A 17,229-nucleotide genomic window follows, 5' to 3' on the forward strand; every position below is an offset into this window, starting at 1 on the left:
TCTTTTCCCGCTTTCTCCGGCCTGCAACACTGTGAAAATTCATATATCTTCAAAACATTTCTCCCAACTATCTCTAAATCAGAAAAACTCATTCGCCTTATCCGGCTGACAGATCATTTTCAGTTTCTCCGAAATCATCTGGACCTTTTCAGGATTCCCGCTTCTGGCACTCTGCGGACAGATCTCCACACATCTCATACATGAAATGCAGACTTCTCCGTTCGTCATCTTCGGATCCTCAAACGGTATCGCTCCAACCGGACAGCTCTCCACGCAGCTTCCGCATCCCATACATTCAGCTGACACCTGGATGTCCATCGGCAGAACCTTGTATTCCTTATAAGGCCTGTTTCCCGGCACCTCGACCTGACAGACATTCCCCTTCAGGCGCTCCTTCACCTCAGCCACAAACGTATCAAGTTCATCGTAATCCTGCGCCGACGGACGCCCCGCTTCGATCTGATGGGCGATCGAATGTTCCGCCACAATCGCAGCAGCCCCAATACAGACAAAGCCCTGAGCCTCAAGCACATCCTTCAATTCCACCAGAGTATCTTCATACGCTCTTCCGCCATATGTAACCAGCAAAAATGCCGGCGTGCGGTCACCCTTTATTTTCCGAAGTCTCTCGGTCGCAATTCCCGGAACACGTCCTCCGAAGGACGGAACTCCCACAATACAAAAATCCCCCTGTTCCATTTCATGATTTTTCATATCCCGTCTCGACAGGTCAATATTTTCCATACTGCCAAAGCTTTCTCCCATATGTTTTACGACTCTTTCCGTCGTGCCCGTCGGACTAAAATAAATATTATAACTTACCATAACTTTCCCCTTAAAAAAGCTCTCCTGAATAATTCAGGCTAAATAATAAAAATACATTAATTGTATTTATATGCTCCAGTATACCACTCTCCCTCAAAAACACAATCCCAACTCCCTCGACCACTCCACAATTTCACAATGCACCAACAGCCTTCACACCGCCACATCAACCTCGCGATGCCGCGGCGCCCAAAGGGCCCCGCGCATCGTCCAGCTTCCGCCACCCCCCTCTCTCCCACCACAACCTTCCCTTCATCCCTCACTCCCGCCAACACCCAGCGCCGGTGAGACTCCGGGCACGGACCGCCTGGGTGGAGGGAGCTGGCTTCCTCTTGGCTCGCTGGAAAATGCGTTGGAGGCCCGGGGACACTTGTCTGAGCAACGCAAGTTGCGAGTTGTGTCCCCGGGCCTCCGCCCTTAGCATTTTTCTGGGAGCATAGAGGAACCCTCCCGGAATCCCACTAAGTGTTCGCGCCCGGAGTCTCACCGGCACGTACCCCAGCCACTATGAAATTTAGAAATCAAACAGCGACAGCTGATTCGACTCCGGAAGTCCCTTCAGGATTCCCAGCTCCTCCATCAGATCACAGATCGTCTTACTGACCTTCGTTCTGTTCCGGAAATCCTCCTTGGAGAGGAATTTTCCGGCCTTTGCAGCCTCCTCGATGGAATCAGCCGCTTTTTCTCCCAGACCGTCAATACTGTTGATGGAAGGCATCAGCTTGTCCCCCACGACCTGAAAATGTCTGGCCTTCGCCGTATAAATATCCAGCGGCAGAAAATCAAACCCACGGGCGTACATCTCCTGCACGATCCTCATATCCCTCAGCGTATCCTGCTCCTTCTTCGAAAGCGTATCCGCCCTCTTCTTATAATCCGCCAGATGATACTCCAGCTTCTCACGCCCCAGACACATGATCTCGTATGAAAACGCACTGGCGCGGATACTGAAAAACGCCGCATAATACGCAAGCGGATAGAATACCTTGCAATAAGCGATCCGCCATGCCATCATAACATAAGCTGCTGCATGGGCCTTCGGGAACATATATTTGATCTTCTTACACGACCAGATATACCAGTCCGGAACCCCGTGCTTCGTCATCTCCTCTTCCCACTCAGGCTTCAGTCCCTTGCCCTTACGGACCGCCTCCATGATCGTAAACGCAAGACCTTCCTCAAGTCCCTGCTGTATCAGATAGATCATGATATCATCACGCGTACAGATCGCAGTCTGAATCGTCGCCTTGCCCTCCTGGATGAGCGTCTGGGCATTCCCCAGCCATACATCCGTACCATGGGCCAGACCCGCGATACGCACAAGGTCCGAAAAATACTTCGGCTTCGTGTCAATCAACATCTGCATCGCGAAATCCGTACCGAACTCCGGAACCCCGAGCGCGCCAAGCTTACAACCGCCGATATCCTCCGGCTTGATCCCCAGCGCATCCGTACTCTGGAACAGACTCATGACCTCCCGCGAATCCAGAGGGATATCCTTAACAGGATCAAGTCCCGTGAGGTCCTGCAGCATACGGATCATCGTCGGATCATCGTGCCCGAGAATATCAAGCTTCAGCAGGTTGTGGTCGATGGAATGGTAATCAAAATGGGTCGTGATCGTCTTCGTCGTCATATCGTTCGCCGGATGCTGGACCGGGGTAAACGAATAGATCATCTCGCCGAGCGGCAGAACAACGATACCGCCCGGATGCTGTCCCGTTGTCCGTCGGACGCCGACACAACCCTGAACGATCCGGTTGATCTCACAGTTTCTCTTCCGCTCTCCATGCTCCTCAAAATAGTTCTTCACATAACCGTACGCCGTCTTGTCCGCCAGCGTACCGATCGTCCCCGCGCGGAACGTCTGGCCTTTACCGAAAATAACCTCCGTGTAGTCATGCGCACGGCTCTGGTACTCACCGGAGAAGTTTAAGTCGATATCCGGCTCCTTATCTCCCTTGAATCCCAGGAATGTCTCGAACGGGATGTCAAACCCGTCCTTCACCATCGGATGTCCGCAGACCGGGCACACCTTATCAGGCATATCACATCCCGCCATTCCGGCATACTTCTTCACCTCGTCCGAGTCAAAATCATAATAATGACAGTTCGGGCACGAATAATGCGGACTTAACGGATTTACCTCCGTGATACCGGACATCGTTGCGACAAAGGATGAACCGACCGATCCTCGGGAACCGACCAGATATCCGTCCTCATTCGACTTCCACACGAGCTTCTGCGCGATGATATACATAACCGCGAATCCGTTGGAAATGATGGAGTGCAGCTCTCTTTCCAGACGGTCCACAACGATCTTCGGAAGATTCTCGCCATACATCTCGTGTGCACGGTTGTAACAGATATTTCGCAGCGTCTCATCCGACTTTTCGATGACAGGCGGACACTTATCCGGGCGCACCGGCGCGATCGGCTCACACATATCGGCGATCATCCTGGTGTTCGTGACAACGACCTCGTAGCACTTGTCGCTGCCCAGATATTCGAACTCTGAGAGCATCTCCTCCGTCGTCCGCAGGAACAGCGGCGCCTGCTCGTCCGCATCCTTAAAGCCCATTCCGGCCATCAGAATCTTCCGGTAGATCGCGTCGTCCGGGTCCATGAAATGCACATCACAGGTCGCGCAGACCGGCTTGTTGAACTGCTCGCCGAGGGAGACGATCTTCCGGTTGATGTCCATGAGATCATCCACCGTCTTTACCGTGCTCTTCTCGTCCCGCAGCATGAACATGTCGTTTCCGAGCGGCTGGATCTCCAGATAATCGTAGAATTTTACGATCTTCGCAAGCTCCGCATCCGGAACCCCGCGGAGGATCGCCTGGTAAAGCTCTCCCGCCTCACAGGCCGAGCCGATGATCAGACCTTCCCGGTACTCATTCAGCACACTCTTCGGGATCCTCGGTCTTCTCGAGAAATACTTCAGGTGCGACCATGACACGAGGCGGTACAAATTCACGCGTCCCAGATCATTCTTTGCGATGATGATGACATGGTACGTCGGCATCTTCATGATCGTCTCGTCACTCACATGACTGAACTCCTCGAGCTGGTCGAGCGTCGTCATATCGTGCTGTTTTTTCAGCATTTCCACGAATTTCAGGAAAATTCCGGCAGTTGCCTCCGCATCATCGACCGCGCGATGATGATTTTCCAGAGAGACGCCGAGCGCCTTCGCCACCGTGTCAAGCTTAAATCGATTCAGGTTCGGGAGGAGCGCTCTCGCAAGCGTCACCGTATCGAGGACGGTCGGGTCGAACGGCAGTCCCAGAAGTCCCGCATTGTGGGAGATAAAGCTCACATCGAAGGACGCGTTGTGCGCCACTAACGCCGCATCGCCGACAAACTCCAGGAATCTCGGCAGGACCTTGTCCACCGTGTCCGCGCCCATGACCATCGCGTCGTTGATCCCGGTCAGGCGCTCGATGTCAAACGGGATCGGGACCTCCGGATTTACAAACTCATCCATCCGGTCAATGATCTCCCCGTTTCTCACCTTCACGGCGCCGATCTCGATGATCTTATTCTTTGTCGGTGAAAATCCTGTGGTCTCGATATCGAATACGACATACTCGCCGTCAAGACTCTGGTTCCTGGAATTGACGACCATCTCCTTCATGTCGTCGACGAGGTACCCCTCAACTCCATAGAGGACCTTGAAGGTATCTCCCTTGTCGAGCGCATGGTTCGCGTCCGGGAACGCCTGGACGCAGCCGTGATCCGTGACCGCGAGTGCCGGCATCCCCCACTTCTTGGCACGCTTTACGAGGTCTTTCACCTCGGAGACACCGTCCATGTCGCTCATCTTCGTGTGACAGTGGAGCTCCACACGCTTCACCGGGGCATTATCCACACGCTTGGACGTGAAGTCCTCGCTCTTTTTGATGCCGACGATGGAACCGATCGTGAGCTCACCGTCGAACTTGTCGATCGTCGTGATGCCCTTGATCTTGATGAAGTTTCCTTCCTTGATCGCCGCTGTCGCATCTTCCTCCTGGCCTTCCCTGAGGAACATTTTGACCGTGATGCTGTCCGTAAAGTCCGTGATATCGAAGATCATGAGTTTGTTTCCGCTCCGGAGCTCCCTCTTCTCCGCGCGGATCACCTTGCCGCGGATCACAACCTCGCCGATCTCACCGTCAATATCGTGAATATCTACCGCATCGCCTTCAAAATCGCGCCCAAACAGAACATCCGGATTCTCCGATTTCCGGTACGGGATCCTTCCGTCGGAACCTTTCCGGAAGCCGCCGGAAAAGCCGCCTTTTCCCTTCTCGCCGAAAGTCTTCTTTGTAAAACCGCCGCCGTTCTGTCCACCACCGGCAGACTTTCCGTTCTGGTTTCCGCCGGGCTTTCCTGCCGCATCCGTCTTCTGCTTCGATGCTCCGGAACCAGACGCCGTTTTTTCTCCGGGGGCTTTTTTACCGCCGTCCGCCGCGCCGGACCGTCCTGCGGATCCGGAATTTCCAGCGCTCTGTGCCGTGATCCCGGCCCCCGCGTCTCCATTGCCGTCTCCGAACGTTCCGCTGAATCCGCCGTTCGCCGGACCTTCGTCCCACGGCGCACTTTCCGCGGTGCCTTCCAGGTAATTCTCCTCATTCCGGGTTCCCATGATGAGCTCTCCGCCCGGCTTCATGAACACCGGCTGGTCCATCGGGTCCTTCTTCTCCGCTTCTTTATATAAAAACTCCACTTCCGCCGCAAGTCCGCAGCGCTCCGTAAAGATCTTCTCGAGGACGCGCCCGACTTCCTTCGACCGCTCCCTGTAGATCAGGTTGTCCTCGATCGTCATAACCATCTTGTCGTCGGTCACAAATTTTGTGTCCGCCCGACGGAGAATGTTGTACTCGATCATGCCGTAATTCTTAAGCTCCATGAGGATGCTGTCCCGGTAGACATCGTAGAGCTTCTCCGGGGTATACTGTGCCGACAAACGATACTTCTCAAGAATCTTGATCGTGATCGGTCTTCCCGGAAACAGCTGCTTCGCGATCCCGTCTTCCAGGGCATAAATGTTCTTTTTATGAATGAGTCTGGGACTTCTGATATAAACACGAATAGAGCTTCTGTCCTTTGTCATGGTGACCTTTTCCACCACGACAAGTTTCAAAAGCTCTTTCAGTTCATCCGCAATATGAAGCCCCGGGAAAACTTCAAGGAATGGTTTTTCCATACTTATTTCTGCATCTCCTGCATCTTCAAAAGTTCTTCCCGCAGAACGGAAAGAAGCTCATTTTCCGGTACCTTCTTGATGATCTCTCCCTTTTTGATCAGGAGACCTTCGCCGATCCCTCCGGCGATCCCGATATCCGCGCTTCTCGCCTCGCCCGGACCATTGACCACGCAGCCCATAACGGCAACTTTCACGTCAAGATCCATGCCGGATACCATATTTTCGACCTGGTTTGCGAGGTGGATCAGATCGATCTGGGTTCTTCCGCAGGTCGGACAGGAAACAACTTCCACGCCGCCTTTTCTGAGTCCCAGAGTCCTCAGGATCAGCTTTGCACTCTTTATTTCCTCCACCGGATCACCGGTCAGGGAGACACGGATCGTATCGCCGATCCCCTCATGGAGAATAATTCCAAGTCCCACGGAGGACTTGATATTGCCGGAAAGCAACGTTCCGGACTCCGTGATCCCGACATGGAGCGGATAATCCGTCTTTTTCGCAATGAGTTCATGCGCTGCCACGCACATCAAAACGTCGGAGGATTTGATGCTAATCACGATATTATCGTAGCCGAGCTCCTCGACAACGGCAACCTCCTTCAACGCGCTCTCAACGAGCGCCTCCGCGGTCACGCCGCCGTACTTCTCCAGAAGATCTTTTTCCAGGGAACCGCTGTTCACGCCCACACGGATCGGGATCCCGTACTCCTTCGCCTTATCCACGACAGCTTTTACGCGCTCCCGCGCCCCGATATTGCCCGGGTTGATCCGGATCTTATCCGCTCCGCTCTCGATCGCAGCGATGGCAAGGCGGTAATCAAAGTGGATATCTGCGACGAGCGGGATATGGATCTGTTTCTTGATCTCGCGGATCGCAGCCGCAGCCTCCATCGTCGGGACTGCCACGCGGATGATATCGCATCCGGCTTCCTCGAGGCGGTGGATCTGCTCCACCGTTGCCGCGACGTTCTCTGTCTTCGTGTTGCACATGGACTGGATCAGGACAGGATTTCCCCCTCCGATCTTTCTGTCCCCTATCTGAATTACTCTTGTATGATCTCTAAACATACATTTCTCTCCCAATTTCAAAAACTATAAAATAATCCTCAGATCATTAAAGATGACAAATACCATAAATGTCATGAGAAGCGCCATCCCGGCCATATTGACTGCGCCCTCGACTCTCTGGCTCACCGGATGTCTCGTCACGAGCTCCCAAAGCAGGAACACCAGCCGCCCGCCGTCAAGCGCCGGAAACGGGAGCAGGTTCATGACTCCGAGGTTTGCCGAGAACATGACCATGAGATTTAAGAGGTTCATCACAACCGTCACAAAGCCGTACTGCGTATTCTCCTCCACCGTCTGGTCGATGATCGTGACGATCCGCACAGGACCGGCGATATCGTTGGTCGAAACCTTTCCGCCGGCGATCATCTTTAAGCTGTCGATCACCGTGAGGATCCAGTAGCGCACCTCGTAGGCGCTGTACTGGAGAAGCTGAAGCGGGGATTCCGCCGCACTCCGGTATCCGCGCAGGATCACGCCGAGATAATATCTCCCATCCTTAAGCTCCGGCTGGATCACCGTATGTCCCGTCGTCCAGGAGGCAGAGCTCTCATCGTACCGTTGATATTCCACCTGCACCGGATCCTGTCCCGAATACATGAGGTACATGGAGATCTCTCTTGACAGATGGATCTTTCTGCCGTCAAGCTTCGTGATCACATCGCCTTCCTGAAGTCCTGCCGTCTGTGCAGGCATTCCCTCGGAAGTTCCCGCAAGGACCGGAAGATCGATCCCCGCCCAGGATAAGATCACAAACGAGAACACAAAAGCCAGAATAAAATTAAAAATCGGTCCGGCCGCGATCACCGCCATTTTCGCAAGCGGTCCTTTATCGAAAAAGGAAACTCCCTTCACATCCGGAATTTCTTCCTTTTCATTCTCATCTTCCCCGAATTCTCCCAGCATGGCGCAGGATCCGCCGAGCGGCAAAAGTTTTAATGAGTACCGGATCCCGGTCTTTTTGCTCACCCAGGAGAGAAGTCTCGGCCCAAAACCCACCGAAAACTCCACAACAGCGACCCCGTTTAACCTCGCCAGGAGATAATGTCCAAACTCATGGAACAGGATGATACCGCCAAGGACCACCACCGCTGCCAGATAACCAAGATTCAACTTTATTGTTCACCTGCTTTCTATTATTCGTTAGAATCCCCGTAACTGTTCAGTACCTTCACAGTTACGCGCAAAAATCCATTCCAAATCGGCTACGCCGATAGGATTTTTGCCTTCAAACCAATGTTTTCTTACGGTCAGCGCAATAAATGCGCAGACCTACTGAATAGTTACGAATCCCCACTGTTTCTTTAAAAACTCATATGTCTCCGCTTCCGCCTCGAGCACTTCGTCCAGGGACGGATGAGCGATCTTTTTATGATGCTCCATCGCCGCCTCGATCATATCCGTGATCTCAAGGTATCTGATCTTCTTCGCGAGGAATTTTGCGACCGCGAACTCATTCGCCGCGTTGAAGACGACCGGAACGGATCCGCCCGCTTTTCCTGCATCTCTCGCGAGTGCCAGGCCGCGGAAATTCTCATAATCCGGCTTGTCGAAGACGATCTCCTTCATTGTCCAGAAATCCAGACGATCTCCCTTCATCGGTCTGCGCTCCGGGTAATAGAGTGCATACTGGATCGGAAGCTTCATGTCCGGCGTGCCGAGCTGCGCCATCACCGCGCCGTCCTCAAACTGCACCATCGAATGGATCACGCTCTTCGGCTGCACAACAACCTGGACATCGTCCATTCCGACGTCAAAGAGCCATTTTGCCTCCATGACCTCGAGTCCTTTGTTGACCATCGTGGAGCTGTCGATCGTGATCTTTGCACCCATGGACCAGTTCGGATGCTTTAAGGCGTCCTCAACCTGTACATCTTTCATCTGTTCTCTCGTCCAGCCGCGGAATGGACCGCCGGATGCTGTCAGGAGGATCTTTTCAATCTTATTCCCGTGTTCCCCGTTTAAGCACTGGAAGATCGCGCTGTGTTCGCTGTCCACCGGGAGAAGACGGACTTTCTTCTCCTTTACGAGCGGGATGATCAGATGTCCCGCCGTCACGAGCGTCTCCTTGTTTGCCAGTGCAATATCCTTTCCGGCTTCGATGGCCGCCATTGTCGGTCGGATACCGATCATGCCTACCACCGCTGTCACGAGGATCTCATAGCCCTCCATGACTGCGATCTCTAAAAGTCCTTCCATGCCGGAGACGATCTTCGTATCTGTATCTGCCACACGGACAGCCAGTTCTTTCGCCTTCTCCTCATCCCAGACGCCGCAGATCTTCGGGGAAAATTCCCGGATCTGGCTCTCCAGCGCCTGAATATTTCTGCCCGCCGCGATCCCGACAACTTCAATATCGCCATTCGCACGGACTACATCAAGCGTCTGGGTCCCGATCGATCCCGTAGAACCCAGAATAGCAATTCTTTTCATAATTAAAACCCTTTCGTTTTCCGCAGGCGGCGGTCTTCTGTCTCTCTCGCCGGACTGCCGGTCTCATCCTTTCCTAGCGGATCCCCATGAACGTGATCGCAAAATAGATCGCCGGGGCCGTAAAGATCATACTGTCAAACCGGTCCAGGATCCCTCCATGACCCGGGATCAGATTTCCGTAATCCTTGATATCATGGTTTCTCTTGATAGCGGATGCCGCCAGATCTCCCACCATGGAGATCACTGCTGCGATCGCGCAGGCAGCCGCTGAGATCACGCCCGGGTTCGTCACCTGAATCATATTGTTCTTAAAGAAGGTTCCGTAGAGGAAACCCAGCACTGCCGCACCGACGATACCGCCGACCGCGCCTTCCACCGTCTTTTTCGGGCTCAGTTTCGGTGTCATTTTATGTTTTCCGAAAAGCTTTCCCACACAGTAGGCAAAGGTATCACAGCCCCAGGAACTTAAAAGGATCAGCCAGACAAGGTATTTTCCGTCCGGCATCTCTCGCACCTGATAGAGATAGGAAAACATGATCCCGACATAAAAGATCCCGAAAAATGCGACCGTGATCTGCTCTGTTCCGTATTTCGGGAACGTCACCACGTAGATCGTCATTAAGATCATGAGGGAAACGATCGCGAGGAACGTCACATACTGCTCTCTGCTTCCCATGATCCAGTAATAGGCCACGACAGCCGCATAGCCCACATATCCCGGCGCTGACTTTTCGATCTTCATGACCCGGTAAAGCTCATAAAGTCCGATCAAAGAGATCGCCAGGGAACCAAAATAGAGGACCGTGCTGCCCTCAACAAGCAGAAACGCCGCGATGATCACAAGGACGATTCCGCTGATCAGTCTGGTCGTAAACATAAGATCACCTCTTACTCTGTTTTTACCGCCGCAACTCCTCCGAACCGGCGTTCTCTCTTATTATACTGGCGGATCGCATTCAATAATTCTTCCTTATTGAAGTCCGGCCACAGGCATTCGGTCACGTAGAGTTCTGAGTACGCGAGCTGCCATAACAGATAGTTGGAAAGGCGGAGTTCCCCGCTCGTGCGGATCATGAGATCCGGATCCGGAATCCCCGCGGTGTCGAGATAGGAGGCGAAGACCTGCTCCGTCATCTCCTCCGGCGCGATCTTTCCATCCTTACAGTCCGCCATGATCTTTCTCACGGCTCTCGTGATCTCGTCACGGCTTCCATAGTTTACGGCGATCACGAAGGTCATTCCTGTATTCTCTTTCGTCTTTTCTTCCAGACCGTTGATCGCCTCGACGATATCCGGTGCAAACCGGTTTCTCTCGCCGATCATGCGGACCCGGATGTTATTCTTTTCCGCCATCGCGAGAAGTCTCTTCGCATAGAAGCGGAACAGCTGCATCAGCGCACCGACTTCCTCCTCCGGGCGCTTCCAGTTTTCCGTGGAAAATCCATATACGGTCAGATACCGGATTCCAAGCTGTGCTGCGTCCTCAACGACCTGCTCCAGTGTCTCACAGCCTTTTTTATGTCCAAGCTGTCTCGGAAGTCCGCGCTTCTTCGCCCATCTTCCGTTTCCATCCAGGATCAGCGCCACATGGGCGGGGATCTTTAAATTCTCTTCCATGATATTTGTTCTCCCTTTTATAACCAATGTAAAAACAAGGGACAGGAAATCTTCCCCTGTCCCTGTCTGTCATGTACCTTCATCCTGAACGATTTGGGATCTTCCATCCGGAAATTTCCCTCTGCTCAGGAATCAGGCTGTTCGTTTTTATACGGTAAGAACTTCCTTCGTCTTGTTCTCTACGGCCTTATCGATCTTGTCGATCGCCTTGTCTGTCAGCTTCTGTACCTTCTCGGTAAGATCCTTTAAATCGTCCTCAGAGATCTCATCGTTCTTTTCCATCTTTTTGAACGCTTCGTTCGCATCGCGGCGGATGTTACGGATCGCAACCTTCGCTCCGTCACCTTTCTTCTTTACGTCCTTTGCGAGTTCTTTACGTCTATCCTCTGTGAGCTCCGGGAATACAAGGCGGATCACTGTTCCGTCGTTGCTCGGGTTGATTCCAAGCTCGGAAGTCTGGATCGCTTTCTCGATCGGACGGATCAGGCTCTTCTCCCACGGCTGGATCAGGATCATTCTCGCTTCCGGAACGGAGATATTTCCGACCTGCTGGATCGGAGTCGGAGTTCCGTAGTAATCTACTTTGATCTTGTCAAGTACATGCGGGTTTGCACGTCCTGCGCGGATGGATGCGTACTCGTTTAAGAGGGCATCGATGGATTTTTCCATTTTCTCTTCATATACTTTTAATTCTTCGCTCATGGTTTCCTCCTGTTATCAGACGGTAACGATCGTACCGTTAATTTTTCCCTGCATGGCGTTCGCGATTCCATCCTTTTCGTTTAAGGAGAATACCGCCATCGGCATTTTGTGTTCCATACACATAATGGAAGCAGTCAGGTCAACGACTCCGAGCTGCTTGTCGATCACTTCCTGGATCGAGATCTCGTCATACTTTTTCGCATTCGGATTTACCTTCGGATCACTGTCGTATACGCCGTCGATGGACTTTGCGAGGAGAATGCAGTCCGCATCCATCTCGATTGCCATCAGAGTGATCGTTGTGTCGGTAGAGAAATACGGCTGTCCGATCCCGCCGGCAAAAAATACGACCATTCCATGCTCAAAATACTTGTTCGCACGGTCCTTGGAGAACAGTTTTGTCATATTTCCGCACTCGAACGGGGTGAGGATCTGTGTCTTCATTCCCGCATTGCGGAAGATCTCGGATACATAAATACAGTTCATCACAGTCGCAAGCATTCCGATCTGATCCGCCTTCGGACGGTCGATCGCGTCACTCGTGCGTCCACGCCAGAAATTTCCGCCGCCGATCACGATCCCGACCTGTACACCGGCATCTACAGACGCCTTGACCTGTCTTGCGACTTCCTTCACCGTATCTTCGTCAAAGCCAGTTTTTTTCGGACCTGCAAGGGCCTCTCCGCTGAGCTTTAAAAAAACTCTTCTGTTTTTCATCTTCTCTGCACTCCTCGTAAATCTTCTGTGACTTTTTCGTTCCAGACGCCACAGCTCTCTTTTTTCCTTCCCGCCAGGCAGCCCCCAGCCGCCCCGCGGACTTAGAATAAGTATATCACACTTTTACCTGTTTGCCAACGCTTCGTTATCTTTTCTTATCTTCCCGGAAGCTCTTGAGGACCAGCGTCGTCGGATACCGGTATGCGTAGGTGCAGCTCTTCATGAGCTCCACTTCCTCCGGATTTCTGCAGACACTTAAGATCATGTTCTCTTCCTCGGAGGTCAGATATGCCTCTCCGTTTCCGTCGCGATCCTTGATATCTTTGTAGATCCGGTATTTCTTATAGAAATCCGGGCAGGATCCCTGCCGCATCTTTACCGGCTCCGGAACGATATTGACCCGGTACTGATCCGACATTCTTGCCAGAATGTTGTGGATCCTTTCACAGTATTCCCTCGAGACGAGTCTCGGTGAAGGAATACAGATCATATAGTTCATATTTGTGCCTTCCTTTGTCATTTTTAAGAAGCAGATGGCAGACTTCTGCCACATGCCTGCATTAGTATAGCATGAAATCCGCCGCTTGTGAACCACTAAATCGAACACAGCCGGACTCCTGACAGGCGCGGCACAACAAGTGAAAACACGCTTCGCGAGTTTCCCCTTGTTATCGCGACAGGCGCCAAGGTCTCGCGCAAGCGCGGACTTTGGCTCGTTGTCCGCGTAAAAAATACCCGCAGCCGGATGTTTCCGGCCGCGGGCAGATCGGTCATTCTTATAGTTTAATGTTTTTTCTCCTCATCCTTCAGGAGATTCGTCATGCTGTGCATGCTGATGCACAGAGTTGACGTATTGTGGAGCAGGGCGGATGTCGCCGGAGCGAGTACCCCCATCACTCCCAGGATGATGAGACCGAAGTTAAAGCTGATGACAAAGCGGTAATTTCTGTGGACACGCTGCATCAGCGCATTGCTGATCGCTTTTAAGGTCACAAGCTGGAACATCGCATCCTCAGAGATCGTGATATCCGCGATCTCTCGCGCGATCTCAGCGCCCTCGCTGATCGCGATGCCGACGCTGGCTGCGGAAAGAGCCGGGGAATCGTTGATGCCGTCGCCGACCATGATGACCTTGTGGCCTGCGTTCTTCTCCGCCTCCACAAAGTTTGCCTTATCTTCCGGGAGAACCTCTGAGTGGTATTCATCCACACCGACTCTCGCAGCGATCGCACGCGCTGTTCTCTCGCTGTCGCCTGTCATCATGACGATCTTTTTGATCCCGAGTTTCCGGAGTTCTTTCATGACCTCCGGAGCTTCCGGACGGAGCGGATCCTCGATGCAGATCACAGCCGCCAGTCTTCCCGCGATCGCGAGATACAGGTGGGAGTACTCTGCCGGGAGTGCCTCAAACTTCTCTTCCTCGCCCTCCGGGATCACGCACTTCTCATCCTCAAATACGAAGTGGTAGCTTCCGATCAGAACCTTATCCTCTCCGATATGGGAGGCAATTCCATGGGCCACGATATAGTCGACTTTGGAATGCATCTCCTCATGGATGAGTCCTTTTTCTTTGGATGCCGCAACAACCGCGTTCGCCATGGAGTGTGGGAAATGCTCTTCCAGGCAGGCAGCGATCCGGAGCATCTCATCCTGATCGCGTCCCTCAAAGGTGACAACATCGGCAACGACCGGCTGTGCCTTTGTGAGTGTGCCGGTCTTATCAAAGACGATCGTGTCCGCCTCTGCAACGGCTTCCATGAAGGAACCGCCTTTGACGGTCATCTTGTAGCTGCTCGCCTCTCTCATCGCGGAGAGAACGGAAAGCGGCATCGCAAGCTTTAACGCGCAGGAGAAATCGACCATAAGGATCGAGATCGCCTTCGTCACGTTTCTTGTGAGAAGGTAGGTCACGATCGTGCCGCCGAGACTCCACGGAACGAGAGCGTCCGCAAGACCGGATGCCTTCGTCTCAAGGGAAGATTTCAGTTTTTCTGAATCCTCGATCATCTTGACGATACGCTCAAATCTTGTAGATCCAGCTGCCTTCTTGACACGGACAACGATATTTCCTTCCTCGACCGCAGTTCCTGCATAGACGTACATGCCGTTCTCTTTGCGGACCGGTTCGGACTCGCCGGTCATGGACGCCTGGTTTACCATCGCCTCGCCGGACTCAACGACGCCGTCAAGCGGGATCACGCTGCCGACATGGATGGAAACGAGGTCTCCTTCCCTGATATCGGAGATCGGGACAAGGACTTCCGCATCTCCTGTCTTCTGCCATACCTTCTCGATATTTAAGGACATGCTGCCAGCAAGATCGCTGACGGATTTCTTGTGGGTCCAGTCTTCAAGAAGCTCACCGATCCCGAGAAGGAACATGACGGATCCTGCCGTGTTGAAATCGCTTCTCAACATGGAAACCGTGATCGCGGTCGCATCGAGGACCTCGACTTCCAGTTTTCTTCCTGCAAGCTTTCTGACTCCTTTGATGATATACGGAACAGACTGGATCGCAGTCCATACCGCGCGGATCGGAACCGGAAGGAAGATCTTTGTGAAGCATCTTGTGAGACACTTAGTCACAAGCTTTTCCTGGAATTCCTGATTTAACGCTCTGGTTCCGGTTGTCGGCACGAGTTCATTTAATTTCTCATCGTCAAACGAGAATTTTAAGATCTCTGCAATGAGGTCTTCCTTCGTGCCAGTATAACTGATCGCCGCATCTCCGATTCTCTCATATACCTTTGCTGCCGTTACCTGTGGAAGGGATGCGAGATAAAAGGAAAAGAGGTCCGCCTGTCTGATCGACAGGCGTCCTCTGGTGAGATGGATTCGGATACGGCCTCTGATTTCATGCTTTACCGTAAATCTGATTCCTGTTTTCATGATGATTATTCAGCGTCCTCTGTATTTTCTGCAGTCTCTGTGAGATCCTCTGCTGTCTCTTCTTCCTCACCGAACTCTTCTTCCGCACGGGCACGGTTGATCTCCTTTGCCTCTGCAAGAACATCCTCAGCGTTTGCCTGGATGTTGGAAGCAGTTGTCATCACGCACTCTTTTGCGCGGAGACCTGCTGCGAGACAGTTAATATATAATTTCTTTGCATCCTGGCTTCCAAGGACCTTGATACCTGCTGTTCCAAAGAGAACACCACTTGCGAATACAGCGACATTTTTTAATTTTAAGCATTTCTTTACATCTAACATTTTTAAATCCTCCTGTAAATAAAAAATAGAATCACTAGTTTATCTGTAACTGTAAAGATACGAAACAGTTACGGTCATCCCGGTCACTTATGTTTATAACCGGTATACATGACCATAGCAAAGCAGAAAACGGTTGCCCACGCCCAGAATTTATGGTGTTTCATCGGTCCTCACTTCCTTGCTTTCTTTTTTATACACAACGGGAAAAACCGGAAGGTCTTTCTGCGTTTTCAACATGGTAACACCACACCTCCCGGTTAGTCAAATATAATGTCTTTAATTGAGAAACTTTGTCAATTTTTGACAATTATCTCTTTTATGACGCGCTGACGGAACAGCATTTTTCGTCGTCTTTTTCAGTCTTTCTGAGCCCGCTTTTTCCGTGAAATTCCGGTGCGATGATCTCGCTCTCCCCATCGACCTGTTCTCCCGATTCATCGGTAAAAACATACTGGTAAACACGCTTTAAAACGCCCATCTCCTCCAGCATCCGGATCGTCCGGTAGACAGTGGAAAGTCCCACAGTCGAATCCCTCTGCACAGCCTCATAGTAAACTTCCTTGCAGTCTGTCCAGTTCTGTTCCAGGATCACGTCAAGGATGACCATTCTCTGTTTTGTAATGCGTTTTCCAAGCCTCTGGAATTCATTCACGATGTCTTTTTTCTGCCACATCCGGCATCCCTCTCATTCCTGTAAAATCGTTGCTGCCTGTACACAACATATCCGTCAATCTGATCTTGCCGATACTTCGCATTCCGAATTAAAAAATTTCCTACGCCTGCTTCCATTCAATATCGCGGAGCACATATCCGGCTTTGCTCACGGTATCGCGGATCTCACGGTCCGTCATTTTTGTCTTCATCCGGACATCGGCTTCCTTCTTCTCGAGGTTTACCTCCGCCCAGTTGCCGTCCTTCTCGTTGAACGCATTCTCCACATGGAGCTTGCAGTGTTTGCATTTCATTCCATCGACGCCGACAACTGCATAGTACGGATAATCCGACGTATTTTTATCCTGCACCTTGATCTTTTTCTCCACGTCCTTCGATCCGCAGCAGCCGTAGACGAACTGGTGCATTGCCCCTTTCACTGCAAAGATCGCGACCACGATCAGTACAACGATAATAATTCCGTTTATCATTGATCACGCCTCCTTTTTATCGCAGCCATGCCATGACTTCACAACCGCAAAAACAGCACATTTCGGATTCCCTGTGGGGGTATCTTTATCGGCTGTTAGTTCCTACTAACAAAGATTAGCACTAACTAACCAAGTTGTCAATCCTATTTGAGAAATTTTTTGAACAAGTGAAAACACGCTTCGCGAGTTTCCCCTTGTTATCACGACAGTCGCCAAGGTCTCGCGCAAGCGCAGACTTTGGCTCGTTGTTCGCGTAAATTAAAAGAATATGCCTCAGTACATTCGGGCGTCTCGCGCGGTCGCTTGCGACAACCTTCATCTCGCGC

Annotated in this window: 14 protein-coding genes; all 14 read right to left on the minus strand. The window is 52.0% G+C overall.

Translation table 11 applies throughout. From position 1 onward, the window contains the following. Positions 1-78: 78 nt before the first annotated feature. The gene (locus ACI3EW_RS09475) at positions 79-825 is read right to left on the minus strand and encodes an EFR1 family ferrodoxin (RefSeq protein WP_215703086.1); all 747 of its coding nucleotides are present in this window, start codon (positions 823-825) and stop codon (positions 79-81) included. 514 nt (positions 826-1,339) lie between these two features. After that, a complete protein-coding gene (locus tag ACI3EW_RS09480; RefSeq protein WP_118529740.1) occupies positions 1,340-6,019 on the minus strand; it encodes a PolC-type DNA polymerase III in 4,680 nt (1,559 codons plus the stop codon). 2 nt (positions 6,020-6,021) lie between these two features. Continuing rightward, positions 6,022-7,086 (minus strand): flavodoxin-dependent (E)-4-hydroxy-3-methylbut-2-enyl-diphosphate synthase, encoded by a 1,065-nt coding sequence (ispG, locus tag ACI3EW_RS09485; RefSeq protein ID WP_405578984.1) that lies wholly within the window; start codon positions 7,084-7,086, stop codon positions 6,022-6,024. Between the two features lie 24 nt (positions 7,087-7,110). Further along, complete coding sequence (locus ACI3EW_RS09490; protein WP_405578981.1) at positions 7,111-8,196, minus strand: M50 family metallopeptidase; 1,086 nt, start codon at positions 8,194-8,196, stop codon at positions 7,111-7,113. 159 nt (positions 8,197-8,355) lie between these two features. Continuing rightward, a complete protein-coding gene (locus ACI3EW_RS09495; protein WP_329751416.1) occupies positions 8,356-9,516 on the minus strand; it encodes a 1-deoxy-D-xylulose-5-phosphate reductoisomerase in 1,161 nt (386 codons plus the stop codon). Positions 9,517-9,589: 73 nt separating this feature from the next. Beyond that, positions 9,590-10,393 (minus strand): phosphatidate cytidylyltransferase, encoded by an 804-nt coding sequence (locus ACI3EW_RS09500; protein WP_118529737.1) that lies wholly within the window; start codon positions 10,391-10,393, stop codon positions 9,590-9,592. Between the two features lie 11 nt (positions 10,394-10,404). Next, positions 10,405-11,133, minus strand: coding sequence for an undecaprenyl pyrophosphate synthase (gene uppS, locus ACI3EW_RS09505; protein ID WP_118529736.1), 729 nt, complete (start codon positions 11,131-11,133; stop codon positions 10,405-10,407). Between the two features lie 147 nt (positions 11,134-11,280). After that, positions 11,281-11,835: a ribosome recycling factor gene (gene frr, locus ACI3EW_RS09510; RefSeq protein ID WP_118322076.1), complete on the minus strand. Its 555-nt coding sequence runs from the start codon at positions 11,833-11,835 to the stop codon at positions 11,281-11,283. Between the two features lie 15 nt (positions 11,836-11,850). Further along, positions 11,851-12,552: a UMP kinase gene (pyrH, locus tag ACI3EW_RS09515; RefSeq protein ID WP_118298446.1), complete on the minus strand. Its 702-nt coding sequence runs from the start codon at positions 12,550-12,552 to the stop codon at positions 11,851-11,853. Between the two features lie 145 nt (positions 12,553-12,697). Next, positions 12,698-13,051: a hypothetical protein gene (locus ACI3EW_RS09520; RefSeq protein ID WP_118298487.1), complete on the minus strand. Its 354-nt coding sequence runs from the start codon at positions 13,049-13,051 to the stop codon at positions 12,698-12,700. A gap of 284 nt (positions 13,052-13,335) precedes the next feature. Further along, positions 13,336-15,441 (minus strand): heavy metal translocating P-type ATPase, encoded by a 2,106-nt coding sequence (locus ACI3EW_RS09525; RefSeq protein ID WP_405578974.1) that lies wholly within the window; start codon positions 15,439-15,441, stop codon positions 13,336-13,338. Between the two features lie 5 nt (positions 15,442-15,446). Next, positions 15,447-15,761 (minus strand): DUF6110 family protein, encoded by a 315-nt coding sequence (locus tag ACI3EW_RS09530; protein WP_118298445.1) that lies wholly within the window; start codon positions 15,759-15,761, stop codon positions 15,447-15,449. Positions 15,762-16,077: 316 nt separating this feature from the next. Beyond that, complete coding sequence (locus tag ACI3EW_RS09535; protein ID WP_118298444.1) at positions 16,078-16,434, minus strand: Fur family transcriptional regulator; 357 nt, start codon at positions 16,432-16,434, stop codon at positions 16,078-16,080. A 100-nt stretch (positions 16,435-16,534) separates the two neighbouring features. Continuing rightward, a complete protein-coding gene (locus ACI3EW_RS09540) occupies positions 16,535-16,903 on the minus strand; it encodes a heavy-metal-associated domain-containing protein (RefSeq protein WP_118529735.1) in 369 nt (122 codons plus the stop codon). Positions 16,904-17,229 lie beyond the last annotated feature (326 nt).

It is taken from the genome of Pilosibacter rotomagensis (assembly GCF_045062245.2).
In the GTDB taxonomy this organism is placed as follows: domain Bacteria; phylum Bacillota; class Clostridia; order Lachnospirales; family Lachnospiraceae; genus Pilosibacter.

Excerpts from the sequence above, each read along its gene's own strand:
- ACI3EW_RS09475 (WP_215703086.1), bottom strand. The coding sequence starts at position 825 with ATGGTAAGTTATAATATTTATTTTAGTCCGACGGGCACGACGGAAAGA.
- ACI3EW_RS09480 (WP_118529740.1), bottom strand. The coding sequence starts at position 6,019 with ATGGAAAAACCATTCCTTGAAGTTTTCCCGGGGCTTCATATTGCGGAT.
- ispG (WP_405578984.1), bottom strand. The coding sequence starts at position 7,086 with ATGTTTAGAGATCATACAAGAGTAATTCAGATAGGGGACAGAAAGATC.
- ACI3EW_RS09495 (WP_329751416.1), bottom strand. The coding sequence starts at position 9,516 with ATGAAAAGAATTGCTATTCTGGGTTCTACGGGATCGATCGGGACCCAG.
- ACI3EW_RS09500 (WP_118529737.1), bottom strand. The coding sequence starts at position 10,393 with ATGTTTACGACCAGACTGATCAGCGGAATCGTCCTTGTGATCATCGCG.
- uppS (WP_118529736.1), bottom strand. The coding sequence starts at position 11,133 with ATGGAAGAGAATTTAAAGATCCCCGCCCATGTGGCGCTGATCCTGGAT.
- frr (WP_118322076.1), bottom strand. The coding sequence starts at position 11,835 with ATGAGCGAAGAATTAAAAGTATATGAAGAGAAAATGGAAAAATCCATC.
- pyrH (WP_118298446.1), bottom strand. The coding sequence starts at position 12,552 with ATGAAAAACAGAAGAGTTTTTTTAAAGCTCAGCGGAGAGGCCCTTGCA.
- ACI3EW_RS09520 (WP_118298487.1), bottom strand. The coding sequence starts at position 13,051 with ATGAACTATATGATCTGTATTCCTTCACCGAGACTCGTCTCGAGGGAA.
- ACI3EW_RS09525 (WP_405578974.1), bottom strand. The coding sequence starts at position 15,441 with ATGAAAACAGGAATCAGATTTACGGTAAAGCATGAAATCAGAGGCCGT.
- ACI3EW_RS09530 (WP_118298445.1), bottom strand. The coding sequence starts at position 15,761 with ATGTTAGATGTAAAGAAATGCTTAAAATTAAAAAATGTCGCTGTATTC.
- ACI3EW_RS09535 (WP_118298444.1), bottom strand. The coding sequence starts at position 16,434 with ATGTGGCAGAAAAAAGACATCGTGAATGAATTCCAGAGGCTTGGAAAA.
- ACI3EW_RS09540 (WP_118529735.1), bottom strand. The coding sequence starts at position 16,903 with ATGATAAACGGAATTATTATCGTTGTACTGATCGTGGTCGCGATCTTT.